This window comes from Collinsella sp. SGI.033 (assembly GCF_050315135.1).
Classification (GTDB): Bacteria; Actinomycetota; Coriobacteriia; order Coriobacteriales; family Coriobacteriaceae; genus Collinsella.
On sequence record NZ_JBNPOK010000024.1, the window covers coordinates 1 to 23753 of the forward strand.

The window sequence follows — 23753 nt, forward strand, 5'->3', positions numbered from 1 at the left end:
ACTTATTTAAGCCGTCCAAGTTTTGGGGTGCAGTTCAATTAAGTAACCGGGGCTTTCTGATGTTTCACATGAAACGTTTAGGCTGGTCGCCCCTACGCGTTCTTCTGAACTTTGAAACGCTGCTTGAGTTGGCCACAAGCCGCATCGATATCGTTGCCGCGGGAGTTGCGGATCGTGGTCTCGATACCACGGGACTCAAGACGGCGTTGAAGGTCTTCTACCTTATGGATCGGTGACGGCTTGAGCGGGCTGCCCTCAATATCGTTGAGCTGAATCAGGTTGACGTGGCACAGCGTGCCCTCGCAGAAGTCGCAGAGCGCCTGCATTTCGGGGTTGGTGTCGTTGACGCCCTCGATCATGGCATATTCGTACGTCGGACGGCGGCCGGTCTTCTCGGTGTAGAGCTGCAGTGCCTCGTGAAGGCGCAGGAGTGTGTATTTCTTGACACCGGGCATGAGCTTATTGCGTGTGGACTGGATAGCGGAGTGCAGCGAGACAGCCAGGGTGAACTGCTCGGGAATATCGGCAAACTTACGGATGCCAGGAATAACACCGCTGGTAGACACGGTGAGATGGCGCGCACCAATGCCGATACCGTCGGGGTCATTAAGGATGCGCAGCGCCTTAAGAACCTCATCGTAGTTGGCAAAAGGCTCGCCCTGGCCCATGAACACTACGCTTGTCGCGCGCTCGCCAAAGTCATTGGAAACGTGAAGTACCTGGTCGACGATTTCCTGGGCGGTTAGCGAGCGCCTGAGGCCGTTGAGGCCGGTAGCGCAAAAAGCGCAGCCCATTCCGCAGCCGGCCTGGGTGGATACGCAGACAGAGAGCTTGTTGCGACGAGGCATGCCGACGGTCTCGACAGAAATGCCATCGTGGTACTCGAGTAGGTATTTACGAGAGCCGTCCTTGGACACCTGCTTGGTGAGCTCGGTCGGCGTGTCGAAGGCAAATGCCTCCTTTAACTGCTCGCGGAAAGCCTTGGGAAGGTTGGTCATATCGTCAAACGAACAAACGTTCTTCTCAAAAACCCATTCAATGAGCTGCTTCGCGCGGAAAGCGGGCTGGCCGAGTTCGGCCACGAGCTCGCGAATATCGTTTTGGCTCAAGTCGCGAATGTCCTGAGATTTAGTCCTGGGATTCATGGAAGCCTTTCGATTTTGGGGAAATGTAAGGGGTATCGCTACAATATGGTATCAGCTGCAGAAATCATAGAGGAGGAGTCTGCCCATGCCGGGTAAAAGCCTAGAGAACATGCACGTAGCGGTCTTGGCGGGCGGCCATTCCGCCGAGCGTGAGATTTCGCTCAATTCGGGAAAGAACGTCGTGGTGGCCCTAAAGGAGGCTGGCTACACTTCGGTGGAGCTGCTCGATACGGCTGCCGATGATTTTATGGTGACTATGGCAACTGGCGATTTTGACGTGGCGTTTATCGCCATGCACGGCGCCGGCGGCGAGGATGGCGCCGTGCAGGGAGCCATGGAGACGCTGGGTATCCCCTATACGGCGTCGGGTGTGCTCGCCAGCGCGTGTGGCGCCGATAAAGAGGTTTCAAAGCTTCTGTATGCCAAGGCAGGCATCCCCATTGCCCCCGGTTTGGCGCTTGAGGCGGGCGACGAGGTTGATATCGATCGCATCGTTGAGATTTGCGGCGAGCGTTGCTTTGTAAAGCCCGCCGTCAACGGCTCCAGCTACGGCATCTCCCTGGTACACGAGCCCTCTGAGCTGCCTGCCGCCATCGCCAAGGCCTTTGAGTACGGCGATAAGGTGCTGGTCGAAAAGTGCATCGAGGGAACCGAGATTACCGTAGGCGTCTACGGCGAGGATGACGTGCGCGCCCTGCCGATCGTCGAGATTCGCAAGCCTGAGGACTGTGAGTTCTACGACCTGGATGTGAAGTACGTCGATCCCACGGATATCCACCGTATTCCGGCGCAGATTTCGCCCGAAAACTATGCTCGTGCCCAGGAACTAGCCTGTGCGGCCCACAAAGCCCTCGGCTGTCTGGGCATTTCGCGCAGCGATTTTATCGTGAGCGAGGACGGCCCCGTCATCCTCGAGACCAATACGATTCCCGGTATGACCGATACGTCGCTGTATCCGGACGAGATTCGTCATACCAAAGACATGACCTTCCCGCAGGTCTGTGACAGTCTGATTCGCATGGGTCTCCGTCGAGCGGGCATTGCATGCTAATCGAGGATGCTGTATCTCCTGGAACGCCGCAGTTTGTCATTGATTCCTATGCAACGCTTGCCGAGCGTGCCCGCACACAATCGTTTGGCCTTATCGAGGAGGATGTTATCGTCCTCGATACCGAGACCACGGGTCTTTCGGTCCAGGACAACGAGCTTATCGAGATTTCCGCGGCCCGTCTTTCGGGCCGCGAGGTCGTTGACCGCTTTGACACGTTTGTGCATCCCAAGCAGCTGATCCCTGCCGAAATCACTGAGCTCACAAGCATCACAAACGCCGATGTGGCCGATGCCCCCTCGGCTGTAGAGGCCGTGGCTGCGCTCGCCGATTTTGTGGGCGGGTGCCCGGTTATCGCGCACAATGCCACGTTTGACCGATCATTCATCGAATCGGTCAAGGGCGGTGTCAACGTCAGCGACATCTGGATCGATTCGCTGGCGCTGTCCCGTATCGCGCTGCCGCGCCTGGCATCGCACAAGTTGTCCTTTATGGCCGATCTGTTTGGCTGCGACTCCGTGTCGCACCGTGCAAATGCCGATGTCGATGCCCTGTGTGGGGTGTGGCGCGTGCTGCTGGTTGCCCTTACGGACTTGCCGCAGGGCCTTATGGCGCGTCTGGCGGATATGCACGCGGATGTTCCTTGGTCCTATCGTCCCATTTTCTCGTTTTTGGCAGGTCAAAACCCCGGCTCGATTTTCTCGCTTGCCGCAGCCCGCGCCGACGTGCTCAAGGCCGATCGCGCCGATGATCGCGTGGATGCCGACGAGCTGCCGGTTCTTAACATGCCGAGCCGCGAAGAAATCGAGGCGGATTATGCCCCCGGTGGCCTGGTCAATCGCATGTATCCCACTTATGAGCCGCGCGACGAGCAGATTGCCATGGCGCTCGAGGTACGCGACGCGTTGGTTACGGATACGCATCGCGTGATAGAGGCCGGTACGGGCGTCGGTAAATCGATGGCGTATCTCGTGCCCTTTGCCGAGGCCGCCCGCCGAAACAACATTACCGTTGGCATTGCGACCAAATCGAATAATCTTGCCGATCAGCTTATGTACCACGAGCTGCCAAAACTCGCCGAACAGCTGGACGGAGGCTTGTCATTCTGTGCGCTCAAGGGATATGACCACTATCCGTGCCTGCGCAAACTCGAGCGCATGAGCCGAAGTCAGGCCGAGATTACCACCAAGCGCGATCCTGCCGACACGCTCACAGCGGTTGCGGTGATCATGGCGTATGTGTGCCAATCTGCCGATGGTGACCTCGATTCGCTCGGCATTCGCTGGCGCAGCGTCAACCGTCCCGACTTTACGACGGCCTCACGCGAATGCGCTCGCCGCCTGTGTCCGTTCTTCCCCGATAAATGCCTCGTCCACGGTGCCCGTCGTCGCGCGGCGCATGCCGATGTCGTGGTCACAAATCATTCCCTGCTGTTTCGCAACGTTGCGGCCGAAGGGAGAATTTTGCCTCCCATCCGCCACTGGGTAATCGACGAGGCCCATTCCATCGAGCGCGAGGCGCGCCGCCAGTGGGCGCGCGTGGTCTCGGCGGACGAATCTCGTGTGCTATTTGAGCGCCTTGGCGGGTCGAGCTCCGGTGCATTGAGCCAGGTATCTCGTGATTTGGCGACATCCGAAGGCTCCACGCTTTATCTGGGGCTCACCGCGAAGGCGACGTCTACGGTCGCACACGCGAGCATGGCACTCGCCGAGGTGTTTGACGGCGTGCGCGAGCTCGGCCGTCGCGCCCGCGGTGGCTACGACAGCGCAAATCTGTGGATTGGCCCCGAGTTGCGCGAGTCGGATGACTGGCATGACTTCTTGCGGTCTGCCAGCGCTGCTATCGATGCCCTGGAGCAGGCGGATAAAAATGTTGCCGCGCTGGTGCAGGCTGTCGCTGCCGATAAACCCGAGGTCGTCGTCGACCTGGGCGATATTTCGCGCCGTCTGCACGAGCTGGCCGAGAACCTCAAGCTCATCATTGACGGCACCGACGAGCATTATGTGTACTCGCTGCAGGTCAACCGCCGCCTACGTGCGGGCGGAGAATCCATGACCGCCGAGCGCATCGACATCGGCGAGGCCCTGGCGAACGAGTGGCTGCCCGAGGTGCATACGGCCATCTTTGCCTCGGCAACCATGACGGTGTCCAAGAGCTTTGAGCACTTTAACCATGCCGTAGGCCTCGATCGCATTGGCGCTTCGGCATCCTCGTCACTACATCTGGATTCGAGCTATGACTTCGATTCGAACATGGCCGTAGTCGTGGCGGGGGACATTCCCGACCCTCGCGACCGCGAGGGCTATCTGTCCGCGCTCGAGCGCGTGCTGGTCGATGCCCATCTTGCCATGGGCGGGTCGGTACTCACGCTGTTCACCAATCGCCGCGATATGGAAGACCTGTATGCTCGGGTTGAGCCCAAGCTGGCGCGTGCCGGCCTGGAACTCAATTGTCAGCAGCGCAATTCGTCTCCCCGTCGCTTGCGCGATCGCTTTATCAACGAGTCGACCTCGTCGCTCTTTGCTCTCAAAGCATTTTGGGAGGGCTTCGATGCCGGCGGCGAGACGCTGAGATGCGTCATTATCCCCAAGCTGCCATTCTCGAGCCCCACCGATCCTCTCTCGTGCGAGCGCAATCTGCGCGAGGACCGCGCCTGGGTACGCTACTCGCTGCCCGAGGCGGTTCTCGAGGTCAAGCAGGCGGCCGGTCGCCTGATTCGTTCATCGACCGATTGCGGCGTGTTGATTTTGGCCGACCCGCGTCTGGTGACGAAGGGTTACGGCAAGAAATTTCTGACATCGCTGCCCACCAGCTCGTATCAGCGCATCGAAACGGCGCAGATCGGCCACTATCTTCAGTTATGGCGCCAAGCGCACGAACGCCATCGCTAAGAACGGAAGGCCATTGCCTCGGCGGCATCACATAGGCGCTTTGAAAGGGCGGGGTCGTCTGCGATGCGGATAGCTCCGCCCGCTGCGATAATCTGGCTAAACAGCCAGTTTTCGGAGCTATAGCAAACGGTCACGCTTGCCGTATCCTCCCCATCGGCTTTAATTGACCTGATACCTGCCCACCTCACGCGTTCTGCCATATCGAGCGGCATCAGGAGCTTAACGCTCTGGCTTGCCTGTGCAAGGGAATCGTGCAGGGACGTGGTTTCGGTCGTGTGACGCACGACGGAGTCCTCCGTCAGCAGAAGCTCCTCGATCTTGTCCATACGGTAGGAGCGCTGCCCGTCTGCCTCGACATCCCAGGCAATCAGGTACGTTTGGTCGCCATTGGTCGTGATCTTTAGGGGGTCGATCAATCGCCTGCGTGGATGCTGGTCGTCCAGGGAGCGGTAGGTGACGAGGCATCGCACACCATCCTGAATTGCACAGCAGAGTTGCTGCCAATAAGATCCACGGGCGACGGTATCGACAACGCGTTGGTTGTATCCGAGTTCCGCCGGAAGGAGTGCGCGCCGGATGCGCGCCGCCGCGCACTCCTCGATTCCGAGTGACTCCAATTCATGGTTGAGTACGGCGCCCTCGGCGGCACTCAGGCGAAGCGGCAGCACACGGCCCGCATCGCCGATGAGAACCACACGTTCATCGCGGCATTCGCAAATGATGCGCGCGCCCGATTCGCGGTCTGCGAGCGTCGAGATGATGCCGATGATCTCGTCGAGCGAAGCTCCGGAGATATCGAAGCGACTGCAGATTTCGTCTCGCGTCATGCCCGCCTCGCCGGCGGCATAGAGTGCCTCCATAATGTCAATGGAGCGCGAGAGCCTTTGTTCGCTGGTGAGCTTACGCACGGCCATGAGCGCTCACTGTCCTTTCGATGAGGCGGTTCCACGCCTGCTTGAGTTCGTTGGGCGCTACGGGCCTCATACCGTCAACACTGTGTTCCATGCAAAATGACGCCGCCGCATTCAGGTCGCGAACGTCAACGGTCCAGGTCCAGCCGTCTTTGGCGTGCTCGAGCCTTCCTCGCCCACGTGTGAGGCCGTGGACCATGTCGGATTGAGCCTGCGGAGCAAACGAGAAAGTTGCCGTGACGGGCTGGCAATCGGAGAAATCGAATTCAAAGAAGAGGTAATCGTTGAGATTGAAGTCTGTGGGAATGGCGTAGGCCCGCGATGGACGCCACGCACGAACGATGCGATCGCAGCGAAAGGTTCTGATTTTTCCGGTGGCGTCATCTAGGCCGCAAAAGTAGGCCGTTCCTTCGCGCTCGAACATGCCGTAGACGCAAACAGTGCGTTGTCGTTGCTCACCCCGTCCGTTTTGATACAAAAAACGCAGCGCGCATCGGTCGGCAAACGCGCTCCATACCGCATCGACCGTCGGCGAGTGAACAACGGGGGGCTCGGCCGTATTCGTCTCGCCGGTAAGATAGGCAATTTTGGAGCGTATGTCGGCGAGCGGGGTCGCAAAGGCCGAAGAGCCCGTGGTGAGGGTCTGATCGATAGCGTTTAGCAGAATGTCGGCATCGTCTGCGGTGATCAAGCCGCCCGCGGCAAACGTATGCTCACGGTCGATTGTCCAGGCGCTCTCCTCGGTCTCCTGGGCACCCGCGGCGCGAACTTCCTTGATCACAATGCCCCGCTCGAGCAGCTTGTCGCGGTCGCGGCGAAATTTTCGCTTATCCGAGTCGACGTTGCCCGATCCGTAGCCTAGGTCAGAATCCAGCACGATCTGCTCGGTTGTTAGAGGCTCGGGGGAACTGTTGAGGACAAAGAAAAGGTTGAGGATACGCTGGGCGGTTTTGTCGAAACCGGGTTCTGGCGCATTTGTTTTGTTTGTCGCGGTCATATCGCTTACCGTCATAGAATCCTCGCATGGGAAGGTTATTTGATGCCATGATTTTAATCCGATATGGAGATTAGGCTATATCCTTGTCCGCTCAGTGCGTTAAGATGCCCAGATTTCGGCCGATTGCGTTCGCTCGGGGTATACTTTCGACTATATACGGTTCTAATGTGCAAGCATTGGGCCTATTTGTCGGATTATGGATGTGGAGCGCACATGGCGAACACCCAGAACTATATCAATCACCTGCTGCAGGGCACGGGCATCACGCCGGCGTGCAGCGAAGAAGAGCGTTTGGCTGCCGAGGATATCGCCCAGATCTTCCGCAATCATGGCTTTGATCCCGAAGTCCAGGAATTTAACGCTCCTGCACCCAGCAGGCTGGCATTTGCCGTCACAGGCATTCTGTCTTTTGCCGGTGCCCTGCTTATGGGTATTGGCGGCAGCATCGGCTTAATCGGTGTTCTGCTGGCCATCGCCGGTGCCGTGTTGTATGTGCTCGAGCGTACCGGTCGCCCTGTTATCTCTCGCCTGGGCAAGACGGGCGTGAGTCAAAATGTCATTGCCTATCACAAGGCCACAGGTCCGCTTGCATCTCCGCGCAACCGTCCGGTGGTTGTTGTCGCCCATTACGATTCTCCGCGTGCCGAGCTCCTCGCTCGCGAACCGTACGCGCCGTATCGCGCGCTCATCGCCAAGATGCTGCCGGTCGCCACGATTGTCCCCGCTGCCGTCGCCATTCTGCGTATTCTGCCGCTCCCCGGCGCTCTGAAGGTTCTGCTTTGGATCGTTGCGATCCTCGCCTCTCTTGTAGCGCTCGCCAACGCGGCCAATATCATTGCCAACCGTTTTGTTCTTCCCTATACGTCCGGTGCGGTCTGCAATAAGTCTTCTGTAGCCGCGATGCTCGGTGTCATGGATAACGTTGCCCCTTACCAGGGCGAAAACGAGTTTCCCAACGACATTCCGTTTGATGACTATTTTGGTGAGCAAAAGCGTCGTGCCGAGGAGATGGCGCGCGCGGCGGCTGAGTATGCCGCTGCCCAGCAGCAAAACGACTACGGCAACACGATCGAGTACGAAGAGCCCTCCTACACCGAGGACGAGTTTGGCCAGCCGATCGCTCCCGAATCCGAGCAGGGCGAAGTTTTTGACGAGCAGATCGATGGCTTTGAGGGTGCCTCAGCTGACGAAACCCTGATTGGTGTCATTGCTCCCGAGGCTCAGGCTGAAGCCGAGGTTGCTGCCGAGCCGGTCGCGGATGAGGATGTCGTCGAGTCGATTGGGGCGCCCGCTGTCGCTGAGCCGAGCGAGCCCGAGCCCAAGCTGTATCGCAATGCTGCCGGTAATATTCGCTTTGGTTCTGATGCCATTCGTGCCTTGGGGATGCTTCCCGAGTCGTGCACGCTTGATTACGAAGAGGGCGAGGAGCCGACGATCGATCCCGCGCCTGCTTCGGTTGAACCTGTCGCCGCGCCTGCCGACGAGCCCGTCGTCGATACCGAGCCCGAGACGGAACCCGAGCCCAGCCCTGCACCCGAGCCGGACACCGCTGCACCCGCTCCGGTGGTTCAGGATGTGTACGACGATTCCGCCAGCGATTACGATGAGTATCCGCAGCGCGTTTCCTATGAGAGCGATACCGATTTTTCGGCCGATCTACCGGTCGCGACGCCCCATGCCGATATAGCATCTGCGTTCTCTTCGATTGGAGCCAGCGCTTCAAGCTTCTTTAAGGGCGCACTCGCTAAGGGTAAAAAACTTGTCGACGACCTTGAGGAAAAGCGTGCCGCTGCGCGCGAGGTGGCAGAGCAGGAGGCTATTGCCCACCAGCAGGCTGCCGAGGCCGAGCGTGAGCGTGCGGCGCGGGAATTTGAACAGCATGAGGCTGAGCAGCCTGCCGCTACGGAGGTCGCCGAGGCTACGACGTCCTTTGAGGCCCAGCAGCCAATCGACGCCACCGAGACGCTCGATGCCGCGAAGTTCGATGCCACGATAACGTTCGAGAAGCAGGGTACTGCCATCGCCGAGCCCCTTTCTGTTTCCGATGAGTCCCAGGATGCTGCAGATGAGATCGAGGCGCCCGAAGCCGAGCCGGCTGAGAGTGTCGATGCCGAGCAGGTTGAGAACGTTGACGCCGAGCCGAACACCGCCGACGAGATTGAAGCCGAAGCGACGGTCGTCGTTGAGCAAGAAGAGACACCGGTGATTTCTAACGCCGATGAGTCCAGGCCGTACTCTACGCAGATCTTTACCATGCCTGCCCCGAGCGATCCCGGCTCCACGGTTGCCAACCCCGCATCGGCGCAGGTCGAGACGGTTGATTCGCTCATGGCACAGATTTCATCCAAGGCCGCACCGCGTCCGCAGATGAATATCCCCGATCCCGCTTCTGTTCCGGTGCTCACACCTTCTTCTTCGCCGCTTGCCTCGGTCCCCGATCCGTCGCTGCCCTCGATGCAGCAGGCCAACGTCGCATCCCGCACATCCCTCTTCGATCTCCCCGACCCCTCGGCTCAGGCCGACGATCCTTTCGCGACAGCTCAGGGGCCCGAGCCCACGTCGGCACCGGTTGCCCCCTCCATGCCCGTTTCTTCGGGCGCCCAGCCCATCGAAACCATTTCTGCTCCCGTCGCCAAGGAGGCAAAGCCTCAGAAGCGTGGTCTGGGCGGCTTGTTCGGACGCAAAAAGAAGAATGAGCAGAACAGCATGAGCGACTGGCTGGGCGTCGAGGATGACTACGATGCCAAGAAGTCTGGCCGCGGTATCGGCTCTTGGGATAACTTTGAGGACGATGATAACGGCTGGAAGGGCGGTGCCACCTCTTCTGACGGCGCTTCTGCCGAGGACATGCTTTCGGCTGTTGCCTCCATGGGTGATGACGAGCTGCTTGGTCACGATATCTGGTTTGTGGCAACGGGTGCCTCGGATTGTGACGGCGCCGGTATGAAGGCGTTCCTCGAAGCCCATCGCGATAAGCTGCGTGGTGTGTTCTTTATCAATCTTGAGTCCATTGGAGCCGGTAGGCTTTCGGTCGTGACGGTCGAAGGCGAGCAGCAGTTGCTCAAGGGTGATCGCCGCATCATGAATCTGGTCAGCAAGGTGTGCAAGTCGTTCCACGTTGATTGTGGCGCGTTTGAGATGCCCTATGCCAAGACCGATGCCTATGCCGCGCTCGAGGCGAGCCGTCGCGCCCTCACAATTGCCGGTGTCGATGGCCCGCGTCTTGCCTGCGCGCGCACCGAAGACGATTTGCCGTACAACGTCAACCCGACGAACATCGCTACGGTGTCCGAGGTTGTCACCGAGGTCATCCGCCGTTCGTAGCGGACCTCTAAGGAGTTAGCGTGTTTTCATACATCAAACGCCATTGGCCCGTCTATGTGGTTCTGTTTTTGATCGCCATCGCTATGGGTTTGGGGGCCGCATATATCGTGGGCGCTAAGGGGTCGACGCCCAGGTCCACGATGAGCGAAGAGGTGGAGCAAGAGCAGAGTTTGGGTGCCGACGGCATTTCGGATGGCGATCTGGAACTTGTTGACGGCGGGTCTGCGTCTACGGAATAGCCTTTGGTTACACACGCCAGATAACGGGCGAGCCGGCATATCGGCTCGCCCGTTATTTCTACTTACTCCTCTTTTGATGCCGAGCTTAGCCAAGTGAGCCAAATTGCTGTGCCACCGGCGGTCAATAATGCGGTGAGAAAAGAGATGATGGGTGCATTGCCCGTATTTGGAAGATCCTGCGGAATGGCGCATTTTTGAACAACACGATCTTTATCGTGCGACTCGAGTTTTTCGCCTCCTCCGTTGCGGCAAAGGTCAACACGGGCACTGTTGGCGAGTGCGGTTTGGGGCGTATAGGATGAGGTTGCACACATCCGGATGATTGCTCCGTGTAAATCCGATTTGAGGGATGCCGTCGCATCATCAAGGTCGTCATGCTCGTCTTTAAGCCCATTGCGATTCCAAGAATCGTTGTCGCGCCGGGTCGTAAAGTGTGCGGAAACCGAGCCATACTCAAAGCGAATCCCCGTGATAACATCATCGTCCGAAAGCGTAAGGTCCTTTACTTCGAGGGTGGAAGACTCCGTGGTCGAGACATCGGCTTTCCAAAGACTCCAGCCATCGTAATCGACAATCCGCACATCCTCGCCCAGCCGCTCTTTGACCTCGGCTGTCTCGAGCCACGGGTTGGTGTGTTCATCGTCAAGTGTGGCGTTGGCCTTTTCCTTTATGCCCAACTTGTCTGCCGGTGACGTTCGATACCAAACATTGCAGAGCCCGTTTAAGTCACCGACGGCGATCGGGGTTTTAATGGCGACAAGTTTGGCCGTGCCGTCTTTGGCACATTCGAGATCGTCGGTGACGGTGAACTCGTCGACCCAGGTGCTCGATTCGTTTTGAGCGTCGATGGTGTAGGAATAGGAGCCCTTTCTGTCGGGTTGCGTCGCCGCCCGGTTTTTACCGTCGCCGTTCGCCACTGTTCCCTTTGCGGTTGGCCGCGCGATTTCTTGTCGCTTGTCGACGCTCCCCTTAATCTCAATCGGTGCATCCGTCATGGTTACGGCCTGGATCTTCCCCGTATCCTCGACTTCAAAGGATACGTCTTCAGCGAGGTCATAGGAGCGCGGGGACATTGTTTCGCGTAGGGTATAAGAACCGGGTTCAAGGTGCTCCACGCGATGGGGCTGCTCGGATGATATCCAAGAATCAATTTCTGTTCCATCGGCGTCGCATAAGACCAGTCGGGCGCCTTTAACTTCATGCTTGTCTGTCATATCGACCTTGGAGAAATCGACCTTGGTGTAATCATTAGGCAATTCGATCTGCGACTCGACCACGGGGACCTTCTGGTCGATATAAGTAAGCTCAACGATATGTGCTGTCCGATCAAGTAGATAGCCGTCGGGAGACTGGGTTTCAACGACTTCGTATCGTGCCGTTCCGCAACCCAGCGAAAGGTTGTCTACGCAAGCTTTACCCTGTTCATCAGTTGTGACGGCGGCAACGGCTTCACCGGCAAGGGCGGCAATGTGGCCATCGGGGCAAACGATATCGTCGGCAGCGCGAATTTCAAACTTGGCACCAGATAGGGCACTGCCGTCTACTGCGTCAGCCTTCGCGATCTCGATGCTTCCGGTTGCCGCGCTGTTGAAATACGAGACGGCGGCGATAGGTGTGAGATCTGCATCGGCAGGAATCGTCACCTTCAGTTCGTCGCCCACAAGGTAGGGCGCTTTGGCTGCGACTTCTCGTACGTAATATGTGCCCGGCTTGAGCGATTCTGGCAACGTGACGGTGCCGGTCGCATTGGTGGTAAAGGTGTTCATAACGTTGTGCGTCGGATACCAGCATGTTTGAGAGATGGGTTCACGGTTGCTGTTGAGCAGCTGAAAACTAAAGCCGGCAAGGGGGACGGAAGCTCCCGTCTGGGCATCGCGTTTGATGATTTGGAGATGTGTCGAAAGGGCGTGATTGTCCACTATGTACTGAAGCTTGGCTCCGTCGGCGATTTGCTCGGGCGCGATGGTCCAATCCTCTGCCCGCTTGAAGCCTGCGGGAACAGTTTCCGGAACCTCGCGAACGGTATACCCCTCACGATCGTAGGGGATGGCTCCATGGACGCCGTCCGGTCGTGTGCCCGCACCAAACCAGGCCTTGGGCTGGTCTTTGGTGGATGCGAAGCCATAAATATTTGTCGTCAATGTGCCTACGACCTGCTTAGAGCTGTTGCTGACGATTTCAAAGACGACGCCTTCCGCTGGCTGTTCTAATCCCGATTGCTCGCCGTTCCCGTAATCCTTGAACTTGGAAATCTCGAGGTCAAACGCAACATGAGTATTGGGGATGCGGCGTTCGAGCTCAACGACGCCCATGTCGTTTAGTTGATTGGGGCCGACCGTATAGGTCCAGCTGTCATGGGGGAGCAGGTAGCCCTCTGGTGCTTTCGATTCGTAGAGGGTAAAGGTTCCCAGGGGAATGCCGCTTAAGGTCGCCTGGCCATCGCCTTCGGTCGTGAAGGTGCGCGTCCACCCAGGGGTAGATTGCGAGACACAGGTAAATTCGGCTTTGGCGAGCGAGGTTCCCGCCTGCGCTCCGGCATTCGTGGCGGCATCGGTTTTGACGACACGCAGCGTGATAGAACCTGGCTGCTCGTTGATTGTGACATGTCCGCCGCTTTTTCCGGTGGTAAAGGCAATGCGATCGCGTCGGGACAGATAGCCTGTCGGCGCTTTGGTTTCGATTAGGTAGTATGCCGTGTTGGGCAAAAGTGTTGCCCGTGCACGACCGTTGCCGTCCATTTTGATGCTGCCGACGTGTTTGTCTGTGTTTTCCTCAAAGATGTTAAACGTCGCCCCACCTAACTGATACGTATCGTTCCCGCTGGTAATGACAGTGTCTGCAGATCTTTTCTCAAAGGATACGTTGATGGTGGGCAAAACGTAGAGCATATCCTGGTGCCGGCCTTCGTTAGAGACGGGTCCGTGATAGCGTCTGGCGCGATGCGGGTCGGCCTTAATATTTCCGGCTTTTGCGTTGTCGTAGAGCCAGCGCGCCGCCGCGACAACCTCGGCGTCTTGATCGAACTTGCCGCTTTTGGCAACGCCGGCGTTGTTTGTATACGCAAAAGAGCCGTCGGGGCGCGTGGTTCCTTTGAGCATCCACACGGCAATCTGGGTTGCGGCGCGGGCGCGTTCGGCCGTTAGGTTATGGCCGCCAAATGATGTGGCGGAGGGGTATCCATGGCAGATGACGGCGGCAAACTCGTTGTCGAGCCATGTCCAACCCTGATTGTAGGTCCGCCAGGGTCCTCCTGGGCTGCTGGGGCCGGGGCAGTCTTGGTTCATGCAGTAAGAAATCGAGGCGTCTTGTGCCTCGTACTTGCCAATGCCAAACGGTCCGCACATATCGCTGATGGTGCGGAAACTAAGCGTATCGTTTCCATCGACGGCGCAGGCGGTACCAGGCGTGGCGCAGGCTAGAAACAACAAGAGGAATAGGAGCAGCGGTGCTGTTGCGATTGCGCTGTGGACAGAGTGCGTGGGTGCATTGGACATGGCTGCTCCTTATCCTTTGTGCGCCGCGCTGGGAGATTGCGGCGCGTGGGATGAGATTAGCGCCGGGGGTCATACGGGTAAGTACCGCGAGCTGACCAAGAACTTGCCAAGTTCCCAACAAATGGAGACCGGTTTTAGATAATCAAACAAAAGAGCAGGTAGAAGACGGTGTAAAACAGGTTACTCGAGTCCCTGTTTTCGCAATTCGAGCAACAAGAAGATGATTTTCCATGCGTAAAACAAGGGTTAGTGCCCTTGTATCAAACAAGACAACCGCGTTATACTATCCCCCACATATGCGGGCATCGCCAAGTGGTAAGGCATCAGCTTCCCAAGCTGACACTCGCGGGTTCGAGTCCCGTTGCCCGCTCCAGTTAAAAGTACAAGCACGGCACCATCACGGTGTCGTGCTTTTTTCAATAAAGCGCCGGGACTCGAACCCGACAGAGTGTGAGCGTTAAGCAAACGCGAAGCGTTTGTAGCGAGCAGGTGAAGGCGCCGACAGGCGCCTGAAGCCGGTGCGGATTTGCGAAGCAAATGCGCGGATGTCCCGTTGCCCGCTCCAGCTAAAAGTACAAGCACGGCACCATCACGGTGTCGTGCTTTTTTCAATAAAGTGCCGGGACTCGAACCCGACAGGGGGTGAACGTTAGGCAAATGGCAAAATGTTAGGTTAATACCTGCTGCCTATACTTGCACCTGCGCACGGTACAATGGTTGAGTTACGACCAACGTACCAATAACCAAAAAGGAGCCGCTATGATCGATCGCTATACCCGCCCGGAGATGGGACACATCTTCTCCCTCGAGAACAAGTACGCCATTTGGCAGGAGATTGAGGTTCTGGCCTGCGAGGCCCAGGCGGAGCTCGGCAAGATCGGTATTTCTAAAGAAGAAGCTCAGTGGATCCGCGACCACGCCAACTTTGAGAAGGCGAAGGTCGACGAGATCGAAGAAGTCACGCGCCATGACGTCATTGCCTTCCTGACCAATATGAAGGAGTATATCGACGCCGATGTTCCCGAGGGCGAGCCTAAACCCAGCCGTTGGGTTCACTATGGCATGACCAGCTCTGACTTGGGCGATACGGCCCTGTGCTATCAGCTTACCCAGGCCTGCGACCTAATTATCGAGGACGTCAAGAAACTCGGCGAGATCTGCAAACGTCGCGCTTTCGAGGAGCGTAACACGCTCTGCGCCGGTCGCACTCACGGCATCCACGCCGAGCCTATGACCTTTGGTATGAAGTTTGGCTCTTGGGCCTGGGAGCTCAAGCGCGATCTGGATCGCCTTGAGGACGCTCGCAAGAACGTCGCCTTCGGTGCCATCTCGGGTGCCGTTGGCACCTACAGCTCCATCGAGCCGTTTGTCGAGGAGTATGTCTGCGAGCACCTGGGTTTGGTTCACGACCCGCTGTCCACGCAGGTTATCAGCCGCGACCATCATGCCTACCTCGCCGGCGTCCTTGCCACCACGGCTGCCACCTGCGAGCGCATCGCTACCGAGGTTCGCAATCTGCAGAAGACCGATACACTCGAGGCCGAGGAGCCGTTCCGCAAGGGTCAAAAGGGCAGCTCCGCCATGCCGCACAAGCGTAATCCCATCACCATGGAGAAGGTCTGTGGCCTGTCGCGCATCGTGAAGTCCAACGCCCAGGTCGCCTTCGACAACGTTGCCCTGTGGCATGAGCGTGACATTTCGCACTCTTCTGCCGAGCGCGTCGCCCAGGCCGATAGCTTTATCGCACTTGACCACATGTTCCAGTGCCTTATCCGCGTTATCGATGGCCTCCAGCTGTATCCGGCTCGCATGATGGCCAACCTCAACAAGACCCGCGGTCTCATCTTCTCCTCCAAGGTTCTGTTGGCCCTCGTCGATACGGGCATTACCCGTGAGGACGCCTACGCAATCGTGCAGGAAAACGCCATGGCGACCTGGCATGAGGTGCAGGACTGCGTTTCCGGCCCCACCTTCAAGGAGCGCCTCGAGGCCGATCCGCGCTGCACCGTCAGCCAGGAGAAGCTCGACGAGATCTTTGATCCGTGGGACTTCCTCACCCGCATCGATACGGTCTTCGATCGTCTGGAGCAGCTGAGCTTCGAGTAGGTTCGGGCATAACGTTAGCTTTTTAGGGCGCTTTGCTGGTAATGTGTGTTGCCGGTAAAGCGCCTCGTTGCATTCATGGAAAGACGGGGATAATAGTCGTCTCGAATGACATTCTGAGAAGGAGATCGCATGATTTCGTTTGATTACAAGCCCCAGGGCGTGTGTACTCGCAATATTCACCTCAATCTTTCCGATGACGGCAGCAAAGTGCTGGGCGTTGAGTTTACCGGCGGCTGCAACGGCAACCTCAAGGCCATCTCTAAATTGGTCGAAGGTGTTTCTTCCGATCGTGTGATTGAGGTGTTGGCCGGCAATACGTGCGGCACGAAAAAGACCTCCTGTGCCGACCAACTTACGCGTGCCATCGAGGCCGCGCGTGCCGAGATTGCCTAATGAGTATTTTTGATCGCGTTAAGAATGGGATAACGCGCCGAGGATTTGTGTTGGGTGGTGCTGCCGCGAGTGCTGCCACGCTGCTTGCGGGGTGCTCGAAAAAAACGGGCACCAGCGATGATGCTGCCGGTGAGCCGCAGGTTATCAAAGATGATTCCAAGATCATCTCGATTACCGAAGAGTATGAGGCCGTCGACATTGATCTTAAGCCGACGGCGTCGTGGACGTTGCCATTGGGGACGCTCCTGTATTACTGCGATGGCGGTTACGCTGCGGCGATGATGGCGCCCGCATCTGCGCTGCATGCCAACACGCTTGGCGTGTTCAACATGGGGGACGGCTCACTCACCACGTTGATTGACGATCCTGTCGAGGGTTCCGGTTATGCGTTTTACGACGTTCGCGCCACCGATAGCGTGTTTGCGTGGGTTGAGATGAACTACGCGAATTCGTCGTGGAAGCTCTATGCGCAAACCCTGTCGGGCGCGGCGCTTACTGGTAATGCCGTTGAGCTTGATCGCGGCGGTGAGGACTACGACCCTCCGCTGTTTACCGCCTTTGACTCGTCGGTCATCTGGTACAAGATGCCTTCGACCGGTGGCAATAAGACCGGCAGCGATTCATATTGCTACCGCCGTTCGCTCGATGAATCTAAAGCGGAGGCAATCTGGAAGTCGACAGGCCGCTTTGCGTCTGCACCGCGCGTGAGCGATGGCATCCTGACTATCTCACCCCGCGTGCGCAATGACGAGGGCGTCTACTACGGCATGACGGCGATCGACCTGACGGACGGCAACAATACCAAGAGGGCTCAGCTGGTCCTTCCTTCGTCGGTGTCACCTTTCGAGGCCGTATATATGGGCGATACGTTTGTGTTCTCCATTGAGGCGACCTATGCCGGCGTGGGCGGCCTGGGCAATATGGGTACCTACATTGGTAACGAGGGCGGCCCGTATCAATTTCTATCGCGCGAACCGCTCGCGTGCGCCGCCGGCAGGAAGGGCAAATATCTGGTTAAGGTTCAGGCATCGCATTTTCTGATCGATACCTCCGCTAAAACCTATGGTTCGCTGCTGTCGCCCGACCGCGCTCTCGAATATGGCGACTATCCAGCTACGGCGGGAAAATCGAATACGTTTTTAACCTATGCCACGGTGCGTAATAGCCAAGGAATTCCCGAGACGGTTACCGCTCGCCTGTTCTCTCTTTAGCGCCGAGGGGTTAAAAAGGCGCCAACGGGGGAATAAGCCCATTGTAACCGTGAGTACCGCCCGCCGAGCTGTCGCGCCCATGCGATGCCCGGTGGGCTCAGGTGCGTTAAAATGGGCTTGTTCTTAGCTAATTGAGACAGGGGGGCCGTGTTATGGCTTCAGATGCAAAAAAGATTCTGCTGGTCGAGGACGAGAAGGCGATCCGTGACGCTGTCGCTGCCTATCTCGAGCGCGAGGGCTACTGGGTTGTTGGCGTTGGCGATGGCCAGTCTGCGATCGAGGAGTTCGAGAAGCACCAGTTCGACCTGGTTGTGCTCGACCTTATGCTCCCCAAGATCCCCGGCGAGCGCGTTTGCCGCACTATCCGCGATACCTCGGATGTGCCCATCATCATGCTTACCGCCAAGGGCGAGATCGAGGATCGCATCATCGGCCTCGAGCTTGGTGCCGACGACTACCTGATCAAGCCGTTCTCGCCGCGCGAGCTCGTCGCCCGCGTTCGTGCCCTATTCCGTCGTGCTCACCAGGCAGACGAGCCCGCCGTTGAGGTACTCGACTTTGGCGATCTGGTCATCGATATCTCGGGCCACAAGATCTTGGTCGAGGGCAAGGAAGTTGATTTGACCGCTTCCGAGTTTAAGCTGCTTACCACGCTTGCTCGCCATCCCGGTCGCGTCTATAACCGTATGGAGCTGGTCGAGAAGGTGCTCGGCTACGACTTTGAGGGCTACGAGCGCACCATCGACAGCCATGTGAAGAACCTTCGCGCCAAGCTGGGCGACGACCCCAAGAAGCCTAAGTGGCTCTATACCGTTCACGGCGTCGGTTATCGCTTCGAGGCTCCGGCCAAGACCGATAAGTCGGACGAGAAATAGGTAAATCACATATGACACCTGCGCGCTTTGAAATCGGACAAAAGCACAAGCAGGAGAACGAGGCGGGTTCCAAGGCAAGTTGGAACACGCCTCGTTCCGATTCACGGCCGGCGATGAGCTATCCCTCGCGTATGGCTTTGGCTTTTGCCCTGACATCGCTCATGACGGTATTGGTGCTGGTGGGCGTTGTCTCCGTTGTGTGGGGCACCGTCTTTTCGGATTACACGCGCTCCAATATCGTCGAGATCGCCAATTCTGCTGCCGAAAAGCTTGCGACGTCGTATGAGGAAAACGGCAATTGGACTGCGGGCGAGCTGCGCACGGTCGCGACGTCGAGCTTGGTGTCCGACGACCTGGGTATGCAGGTCGTCAACAAAAAGGGCGTTGTCGTTTATGACGACTCATGGCCTTCGGCAAGTGCGACCGCCGATGTGCGCGAGAGCGAATTGCCGTCGAGCAGCTCGAGCGGTAAAAAGGCCTCGCATAGCCCGGTCTCGTCAGCGCCCACCGACTCCGATAGCGTTGCCAACGTCGAAATCGTTACGTCCTCTGGCGAGCATGTCGGACAGGTAAAGCTATGGGCTATCGGCTCCGACGCTCTGCTCACTAAGGCAGATTCTGCGTTTAGGGAGAAGACCTTTAACGCCATGGCTCTTGCCGCGGTTGTTGCAATCTGCATCTCGGTCGTTATCGGATCGCTCGTGTCGCGCATGCTTACCAAGCCAATTCATCGTATTACGAGCACAGCCAAGCAAATTCGCGACGGCGATCTGTCTGCTCGTACGGGCTTGCGCGGCGATGACGAAATCGACCAGCTGGGTGAGACCTTTGACGAGATGGCCACCTCGCTCGAGAAAGATATGAAGCACGAAAAGCGCCTGACCTCGGATGTCGCACACGAGCTTCGTACACCGCTCATGGCCATGCTTGCAACGGTCGAGGCCATGCAAGACGGCGTGTACCCCACCGACGACGAGCATCTGGAGACGGTCGCTTCCGAGACGCGTCGCCTCGCTCGTTTGGTGCAGCAGATGCTTGACCTATCGCGTATGGAAAACAGCACGGCTCCGCTCAATCTCGAACCGGTGGACATGGTTCCGTTCGTGCGATCGATTGTGAACGGCCAGGAGCGTCTGTTTGCCGACCGTGACCTTCGCCTTCGCTTTGCAGATGAAACCCAGGGGCACGACGATGTCGTCGAGGCCGATCCCGACATGATCACGCAATGCGTCATCAACCTCATGAGCAACGCCATGCGCTACACCCCCGAGGGCGGTTGGGTCGTAGTGTCGGTGCTCAGTGACCGCAAGCATGTCAGTATTGCCGTTTCGGATACCGGTATCGGTATTGCCAAGGACGATCTGTCGCGTATCTTCGGACGTTTTTGGCGCGCCGATGCCAGCCGCGCCCGCGAAGCTGGCGGCCTGGGCGTCGGCCTCGCCGTAACTAAACAGATCGTCGAGCGTCACCATGGCTACATATCCGTGGAGTCGGAGCTTGGAAAGGGTACGACTTTTACGATTCATCTGCCCCGCGAGCACACGGCGGACGCGGCATCTACTACAATGGAGCACTAGCTTTTCGCTATTCGGTGAAGGAGGGACCGCGTCCCTGCCGCTCCGAGTTTGCGAAAACGTGCGGTAAAGAACCCGCATTTCTGTCGTATTTAGGTAAGGAGTGACTCACGTGACAACGATGGAGCGTCGTCCGGATTCCCGTGGCAAGGTTCGTGATATCTACGATGCCGGCGAAAACCTGTTGATGGTCGCCACCGATCGCATTTCTGCGTTCGACTTTATTCTTCCCGACGAAATTCCGTTTAAGGGAGAGGTGCTCAACCGTATCTCGGCGTTCTGGTTCGACAAGTTTGCCGATATCGTCCCCAATCACCTCGTCTCCATCGATCCGGCGGATTTCCCCAAGGAGTTCGCCGAGTATCGTGACTATCTCGCAGGCCGCGCCATGCTGGTTAAGAAGGCCCAGACGATTCCTATCGAGTGCATCGTCCGCGGCTATCTGACCGGTTCGGGCAAGAAGACCTACGACGAGAACGGCACCGTCTGCGGCATCCAGCTGCCTGAGGGCCTGACCGAGGCCTCCAAGCTCCCCGAGCCGCTGTTCACCCCGTCCACGAAGGCCGAGATCGGTGATCACGACGAGAATATCTCGTTTGAGCGTTGCTGCGAGATCGTTGGCGAGGACATCGCCACGCAGATCCGCGATCTATCTCTTAAGATCTACAAGGCTGCCGCCGAGTATGCAGCGACCCGTGGCATCATCATTGCCGACACCAAGTTTGAGTTTGGTGTCATCGATGGCAAGGTCACGCTGATCGACGAGTGCCTCACACCCGACTCCAGCCGTTTCTGGCCTGCTGCCAGCTACGAGGAGGGTAAGATTCAGCCTAGCTACGACAAGCAATTCGTCCGCAATTGGCTCAAGGCCAACTGGGATATGACGGGGGAGACCCCGCATCTGCCCGCCGAGGTCATCGATGGCACGTCCGAGCGCTATCGCGAGGCCTTCCAGATCATCACGGGCTCCCAGTTTACAAGCATGAAGGAGAACGCGTAAGTGAGTACCCGCAGCGCCACGAACAAGCGCACGCAATCCCACGAGGTTACCGGGGTTGCGCGCAAGTCCGCCGCATCCGCCAAGCCAGCTCGTCAGGCAGCGAGTTCTGTTCGCGTCGTGCCGGCATCATCTAAGGCACGCCGCAAGGAGCTCGAGAAGGGCGAGAGCCTCGAGGGCCTCTCTAAAGAGGAGAAGCGCGCCCGCAAGGCTAAGCGGCGCGCCAAGGAGGACCGCATCTACACGGTGTCGAGTATCCTTCTCAAGCAGGATGAGGACTACACCAAGCGCCGCCGCATCTGGTGGGCCGTGCTTACTATCGGCATGGTGCTCGTCGTGGCCATTTGGTCTTCGCTGTACTTCGCTCCCGCTGGCATGGTGTCCAGCCCCGTCCAGATGGCCGGCATTGTTTTGTCCTACATCGTCATTCTGGGTGACTTCATCTACGACTTCGTGCGCATCCGTCCCTTGCGTAATATGTATCGCGCGCAGGCCGAGGGCATGTCCGATAACAAGCTCAACGCTATTATCGAGCGCTCGGCTGCCAAAGAGGACAAGAAGGCCTCCAAGAAGAAGTAGTAGCGTTACAATCTATAGATATCGCTAAGATATAAGGCGCGTCGTTTTTTGCGGCGCGCCTTTTTACTGTCCTGTAGATAGATGGAGTGGCACATGATTCGAGCTGCCCTGACGGTCGAAGAGGCTCTGGAGGGTATGAAGTCCCTGGAGCCCAAGATTAAAAATTATGCGCGTCTCGTTGTCCGCAAGGGCGTCAACGTTAAGCCCGGTCAGGAGGTCGTCGTTCAGTCTCCCGTCGAGTGCGCGTCATTTGCGCGCGTGGTGGTTGCGGAGGCTTATGACGCCGGTGCCGGTCACGTGACGGTCATCTGGGCTGACGATGCCGTGACGAGGCTTACCTACGAGCATGTCGAGAAAAGCTATTTTGAGCAGACTCCCGAGTGGAAGCGCATGCAGCTGGATTCGTTGGCTCAGGACGGAGCCTGCTTTATCTTTATTGAGGGCACGGACCCTGCTGCCCTCAAGGGCATCGATCCCGCTAAGCCTGCCGCAGCTTCTAAGGCGAGGAACATGCAGTGTAAGGTCTTCCGCCGTGGACTGGACTACAACATTAACCCGTGGTGCATCGCCGGCGCTCCGGTCGCTGCTTGGGCGCGCGAGGTATTCCCGGGAGACGCCGATGAGGTTGCAGTCTATAAGCTGTGGAATGCGATTCTGCACACCGCTCGTGCTGATGGCCAGGACCCGGAGAGCGACTGGGAGCTCCATGACGCCACATTCGAAAAGAACCTGCGCTTCCTAAACGATAATCAATTTGATTGCCTGCACTACACCGCTTCGAATGGAACTGATCTGACGATTGGAATGACGAAAGGCCATGAGTGGGCCGGCGGCAAGGGAAAAACTCCCGACGGTCGCCCTTTCTTCCCCAACATTCCCACCGAGGAGGTCTTCACCTCGCCCGATCGTATGCGCGCCGACGGCATCGTGTACTCGGCTATGCCGCTCATTCACCACGGCAATAAGGTTGACGATTTTTGGATTAAGTTCGAGAACGGCCGCGTAGTGGACTATGACGCTCGCGTGGGTAAGGCAACGCTTGCGAGCATTATTGAAACCGATGAAGGTGCTGCTCATCTGGGCGAGGTCGCGCTTATTTCCAAGAACACACCGATTCGTGAAAGCGGCATTCTATTCTACGACACACTCTATGACGAGAACGCCAGCTGTCACCTTGCGTTGGGTGTCGGTTTTCCCGAGTGCATCGAAAGCGGGTATGACATGTCCAAAGAGGAACTTCTGGAGCATGGCGTCAACGTTTCGAGCACGCACGTTGACTTTATGATTGGCACGGACGACATCGATATTACGGGCATTACACCTGATGGACGTGAAATTGTGATTTTCCAGAACGGCCAATGGAGTTGGGAATAGTCTCAGACCGTGGTACAATGCCATCCGCGGGCCGTTAGCTCAGCTGGCAGAGCAGGGGACTTTTAATCCCAAGGTCCAGGGTTCGAACCCCTGACGGCCCACCATAGAATAGAAAAGCGACTGGTGGATGCCGGCCGCTTTTTTGTTGCCGGTGCACGGGTTCGAACCCGAAAGGGCGCGGAGCTGAGGAAACGCGTGAGCGTTTGCCAGCGCAGCGCGCGAGGCGCGGAGGCGCCGAAGCGGCCGCCCGCGCAGCGGGCCCGAACCCCTGACGGCCCACCATAGAATAGAAAAGCGACTGGCGGATGCCGGCCGCTTTTTTGTTGCCGGTGCACGGGTTCGAACCCGATCTTCTCTATATATAAGGACGCCTGGCGGCCAAAACCAGCCTTTTACCGACAGGAAACCAAAACCAGATGCCGTTAGAGTAAAGTAGCGCACCAGAGATGACCGATACCTCAACACCTATAAACCAGCTGGTCATCGCCAATACCGGAAGCCGATGCTTCAGATATGACTTCAGTGAAACAGCTGAAGGATCAATTTATTTGTGAACAAAATATGGAGTGCGTGATTCCCGCCCCGCGGGCCCCTC

The 23753-nt window shown here is 57.7% G+C and carries 16 protein-coding genes and 2 tRNA genes; 14 read left to right on the forward strand and 4 right to left on the reverse strand.

Annotated elements, in window-relative coordinates:
- Positions 1 to 92: 92 nt before the first annotated feature.
- Positions 93 to 1145 (reverse strand): 23S rRNA (adenine(2503)-C(2))-methyltransferase RlmN, encoded by a 1053-nt coding sequence (rlmN, locus tag ACQRC0_RS07415; RefSeq protein WP_154516799.1) that lies wholly within the window; start codon positions 1143 to 1145, stop codon positions 93 to 95.
- 85 nt (positions 1146 to 1230) lie between these two features.
- Here rlmN and ACQRC0_RS07420 point away from each other — a divergent pair, with 85 nt between their 5' ends.
- Entirely contained in the window at positions 1231 to 2196 is a 966-nt protein-coding gene (locus ACQRC0_RS07420; protein ID WP_427728998.1) for a D-alanine--D-alanine ligase family protein, read from the forward strand.
- The gene (locus ACQRC0_RS07425; RefSeq protein WP_427729000.1) at positions 2190 to 5084 is read left to right on the forward strand and encodes a helicase C-terminal domain-containing protein; all 2895 of its coding nucleotides are present in this window, start codon (positions 2190 to 2192) and stop codon (positions 5082 to 5084) included. The genes ACQRC0_RS07420 and ACQRC0_RS07425 overlap by 7 nt, the downstream gene beginning before the upstream one ends.
- Here ACQRC0_RS07425 and ACQRC0_RS07430 read toward each other — a convergent pair.
- The gene (locus tag ACQRC0_RS07430; protein ID WP_427729001.1) at positions 5081 to 5998 is read right to left on the reverse strand and encodes a helix-turn-helix transcriptional regulator; all 918 of its coding nucleotides are present in this window, start codon (positions 5996 to 5998) and stop codon (positions 5081 to 5083) included. The genes ACQRC0_RS07425 and ACQRC0_RS07430 overlap by 4 nt on opposite strands.
- Entirely contained in the window at positions 5985 to 7007 is a 1023-nt protein-coding gene (locus ACQRC0_RS07435) for a helix-turn-helix transcriptional regulator (protein WP_427729003.1), read from the reverse strand. The genes ACQRC0_RS07430 and ACQRC0_RS07435 overlap by 14 nt, the downstream gene beginning before the upstream one ends.
- A gap of 198 nt (positions 7008 to 7205) precedes the next feature.
- Between ACQRC0_RS07435 and ACQRC0_RS07440 the strand changes: the two genes are divergently transcribed.
- Both ACQRC0_RS07440 and ACQRC0_RS07445 read left to right on the forward strand, forming a co-directional pair.
- Positions 7206 to 10316, forward strand: coding sequence for a hypothetical protein (locus tag ACQRC0_RS07440; RefSeq protein WP_427729005.1), 3111 nt, complete (start codon positions 7206 to 7208; stop codon positions 10314 to 10316).
- Positions 10317 to 10336: 20 nt separating this feature from the next.
- On the forward strand, positions 10337 to 10555 hold the full coding sequence (locus ACQRC0_RS07445; protein WP_427729007.1) for a hypothetical protein: 219 nt from the start codon (positions 10337 to 10339) through the stop codon (positions 10553 to 10555).
- 62 nt (positions 10556 to 10617) lie between these two features.
- Here the strand turns inward: ACQRC0_RS07445 and ACQRC0_RS07450 are convergent, their stop codons facing one another.
- Positions 10618 to 14049 carry a SpaA isopeptide-forming pilin-related protein gene (locus ACQRC0_RS07450; RefSeq protein WP_427729009.1) on the reverse strand — a complete coding sequence of 1144 codons (3432 nt, stop codon included), beginning with the start codon at positions 14047 to 14049 and terminating at the stop codon, positions 10618 to 10620.
- 298 nt (positions 14050 to 14347) lie between these two features.
- Between ACQRC0_RS07450 and ACQRC0_RS07455 the strand changes: the two genes are divergently transcribed.
- From ACQRC0_RS07455 to ACQRC0_RS07500, 10 genes are all read left to right on the forward strand, one after another.
- Positions 14348 to 14422: transfer RNA gene (locus tag ACQRC0_RS07455), tRNA-Gly, on the forward strand.
- A 386-nt stretch (positions 14423 to 14808) separates the two neighbouring features.
- Positions 14809 to 16155 carry an adenylosuccinate lyase gene (gene purB, locus ACQRC0_RS07460; RefSeq protein WP_427729011.1) on the forward strand — a complete coding sequence of 449 codons (1347 nt, stop codon included), beginning with the start codon at positions 14809 to 14811 and terminating at the stop codon, positions 16153 to 16155.
- Between the two features lie 129 nt (positions 16156 to 16284).
- Positions 16285 to 16548 carry a TIGR03905 family TSCPD domain-containing protein gene (locus tag ACQRC0_RS07465; protein WP_427717875.1) on the forward strand — a complete coding sequence of 88 codons (264 nt, stop codon included), beginning with the start codon at positions 16285 to 16287 and terminating at the stop codon, positions 16546 to 16548.
- The gene (locus ACQRC0_RS07470) at positions 16548 to 17759 is read left to right on the forward strand and encodes a hypothetical protein (protein ID WP_427729013.1); all 1212 of its coding nucleotides are present in this window, start codon (positions 16548 to 16550) and stop codon (positions 17757 to 17759) included. The genes ACQRC0_RS07465 and ACQRC0_RS07470 overlap by 1 nt, the downstream gene beginning before the upstream one ends.
- 152 nt (positions 17760 to 17911) lie before the next feature.
- A complete protein-coding gene (locus ACQRC0_RS07475) occupies positions 17912 to 18634 on the forward strand; it encodes a response regulator transcription factor (RefSeq protein WP_006236208.1) in 723 nt (240 codons plus the stop codon).
- Between the two features lie 11 nt (positions 18635 to 18645).
- Positions 18646 to 20211 (forward strand): sensor histidine kinase, encoded by a 1566-nt coding sequence (locus ACQRC0_RS07480; protein ID WP_154516828.1) that lies wholly within the window; start codon positions 18646 to 18648, stop codon positions 20209 to 20211.
- 118 nt (positions 20212 to 20329) lie between these two features.
- Positions 20330 to 21208 carry a phosphoribosylaminoimidazolesuccinocarboxamide synthase gene (locus ACQRC0_RS07485; protein WP_154516897.1) on the forward strand — a complete coding sequence of 293 codons (879 nt, stop codon included), beginning with the start codon at positions 20330 to 20332 and terminating at the stop codon, positions 21206 to 21208.
- Positions 21209 to 21784: a hypothetical protein gene (locus tag ACQRC0_RS07490; protein WP_427717870.1), complete on the forward strand. Its 576-nt coding sequence runs from the start codon at positions 21209 to 21211 to the stop codon at positions 21782 to 21784.
- Positions 21785 to 21877: 93 nt separating this feature from the next.
- Positions 21878 to 23158 (forward strand): aminopeptidase, encoded by a 1281-nt coding sequence (locus tag ACQRC0_RS07495; RefSeq protein ID WP_427729014.1) that lies wholly within the window; start codon positions 21878 to 21880, stop codon positions 23156 to 23158.
- Between the two features lie 28 nt (positions 23159 to 23186).
- Positions 23187 to 23262: transfer RNA gene (locus ACQRC0_RS07500), tRNA-Lys, on the forward strand.
- Positions 23263 to 23753 lie beyond the last annotated feature (491 nt).

What these genes read in the sequence shown, in the direction of transcription:
- ACQRC0_RS07425 (WP_427729000.1), top strand. Translation starts at nt 2,190, where the DNA reads ATGCTAATCGAGGATGCTGTATCTCCTGGAACGCCGCAGTTTGTCATT.
- ACQRC0_RS07475 (WP_006236208.1), top strand. Translation starts at nt 17,912, where the DNA reads ATGGCTTCAGATGCAAAAAAGATTCTGCTGGTCGAGGACGAGAAGGCG.
- ACQRC0_RS07435 (WP_427729003.1), bottom strand. Translation starts at nt 7,007, where the DNA reads ATGACGGTAAGCGATATGACCGCGACAAACAAAACAAATGCGCCAGAA.
- ACQRC0_RS07470 (WP_427729013.1), top strand. Translation starts at nt 16,548, where the DNA reads ATGAGTATTTTTGATCGCGTTAAGAATGGGATAACGCGCCGAGGATTT.
- ACQRC0_RS07465 (WP_427717875.1), top strand. Translation starts at nt 16,285, where the DNA reads ATGATTTCGTTTGATTACAAGCCCCAGGGCGTGTGTACTCGCAATATT.
- ACQRC0_RS07495 (WP_427729014.1), top strand. Translation starts at nt 21,878, where the DNA reads ATGATTCGAGCTGCCCTGACGGTCGAAGAGGCTCTGGAGGGTATGAAG.
- ACQRC0_RS07480 (WP_154516828.1), top strand. Translation starts at nt 18,646, where the DNA reads ATGACACCTGCGCGCTTTGAAATCGGACAAAAGCACAAGCAGGAGAAC.
- ACQRC0_RS07440 (WP_427729005.1), top strand. Translation starts at nt 7,206, where the DNA reads ATGGCGAACACCCAGAACTATATCAATCACCTGCTGCAGGGCACGGGC.
- ACQRC0_RS07485 (WP_154516897.1), top strand. Translation starts at nt 20,330, where the DNA reads ATGGAGCGTCGTCCGGATTCCCGTGGCAAGGTTCGTGATATCTACGAT.
- ACQRC0_RS07420 (WP_427728998.1), top strand. Translation starts at nt 1,231, where the DNA reads ATGCCGGGTAAAAGCCTAGAGAACATGCACGTAGCGGTCTTGGCGGGC.
- purB (WP_427729011.1), top strand. Translation starts at nt 14,809, where the DNA reads ATGATCGATCGCTATACCCGCCCGGAGATGGGACACATCTTCTCCCTC.
- ACQRC0_RS07450 (WP_427729009.1), bottom strand. Translation starts at nt 14,049, where the DNA reads ATGTCCAATGCACCCACGCACTCTGTCCACAGCGCAATCGCAACAGCA.
- rlmN (WP_154516799.1), bottom strand. Translation starts at nt 1,145, where the DNA reads ATGAATCCCAGGACTAAATCTCAGGACATTCGCGACTTGAGCCAAAAC.
- ACQRC0_RS07430 (WP_427729001.1), bottom strand. Translation starts at nt 5,998, where the DNA reads ATGGCCGTGCGTAAGCTCACCAGCGAACAAAGGCTCTCGCGCTCCATT.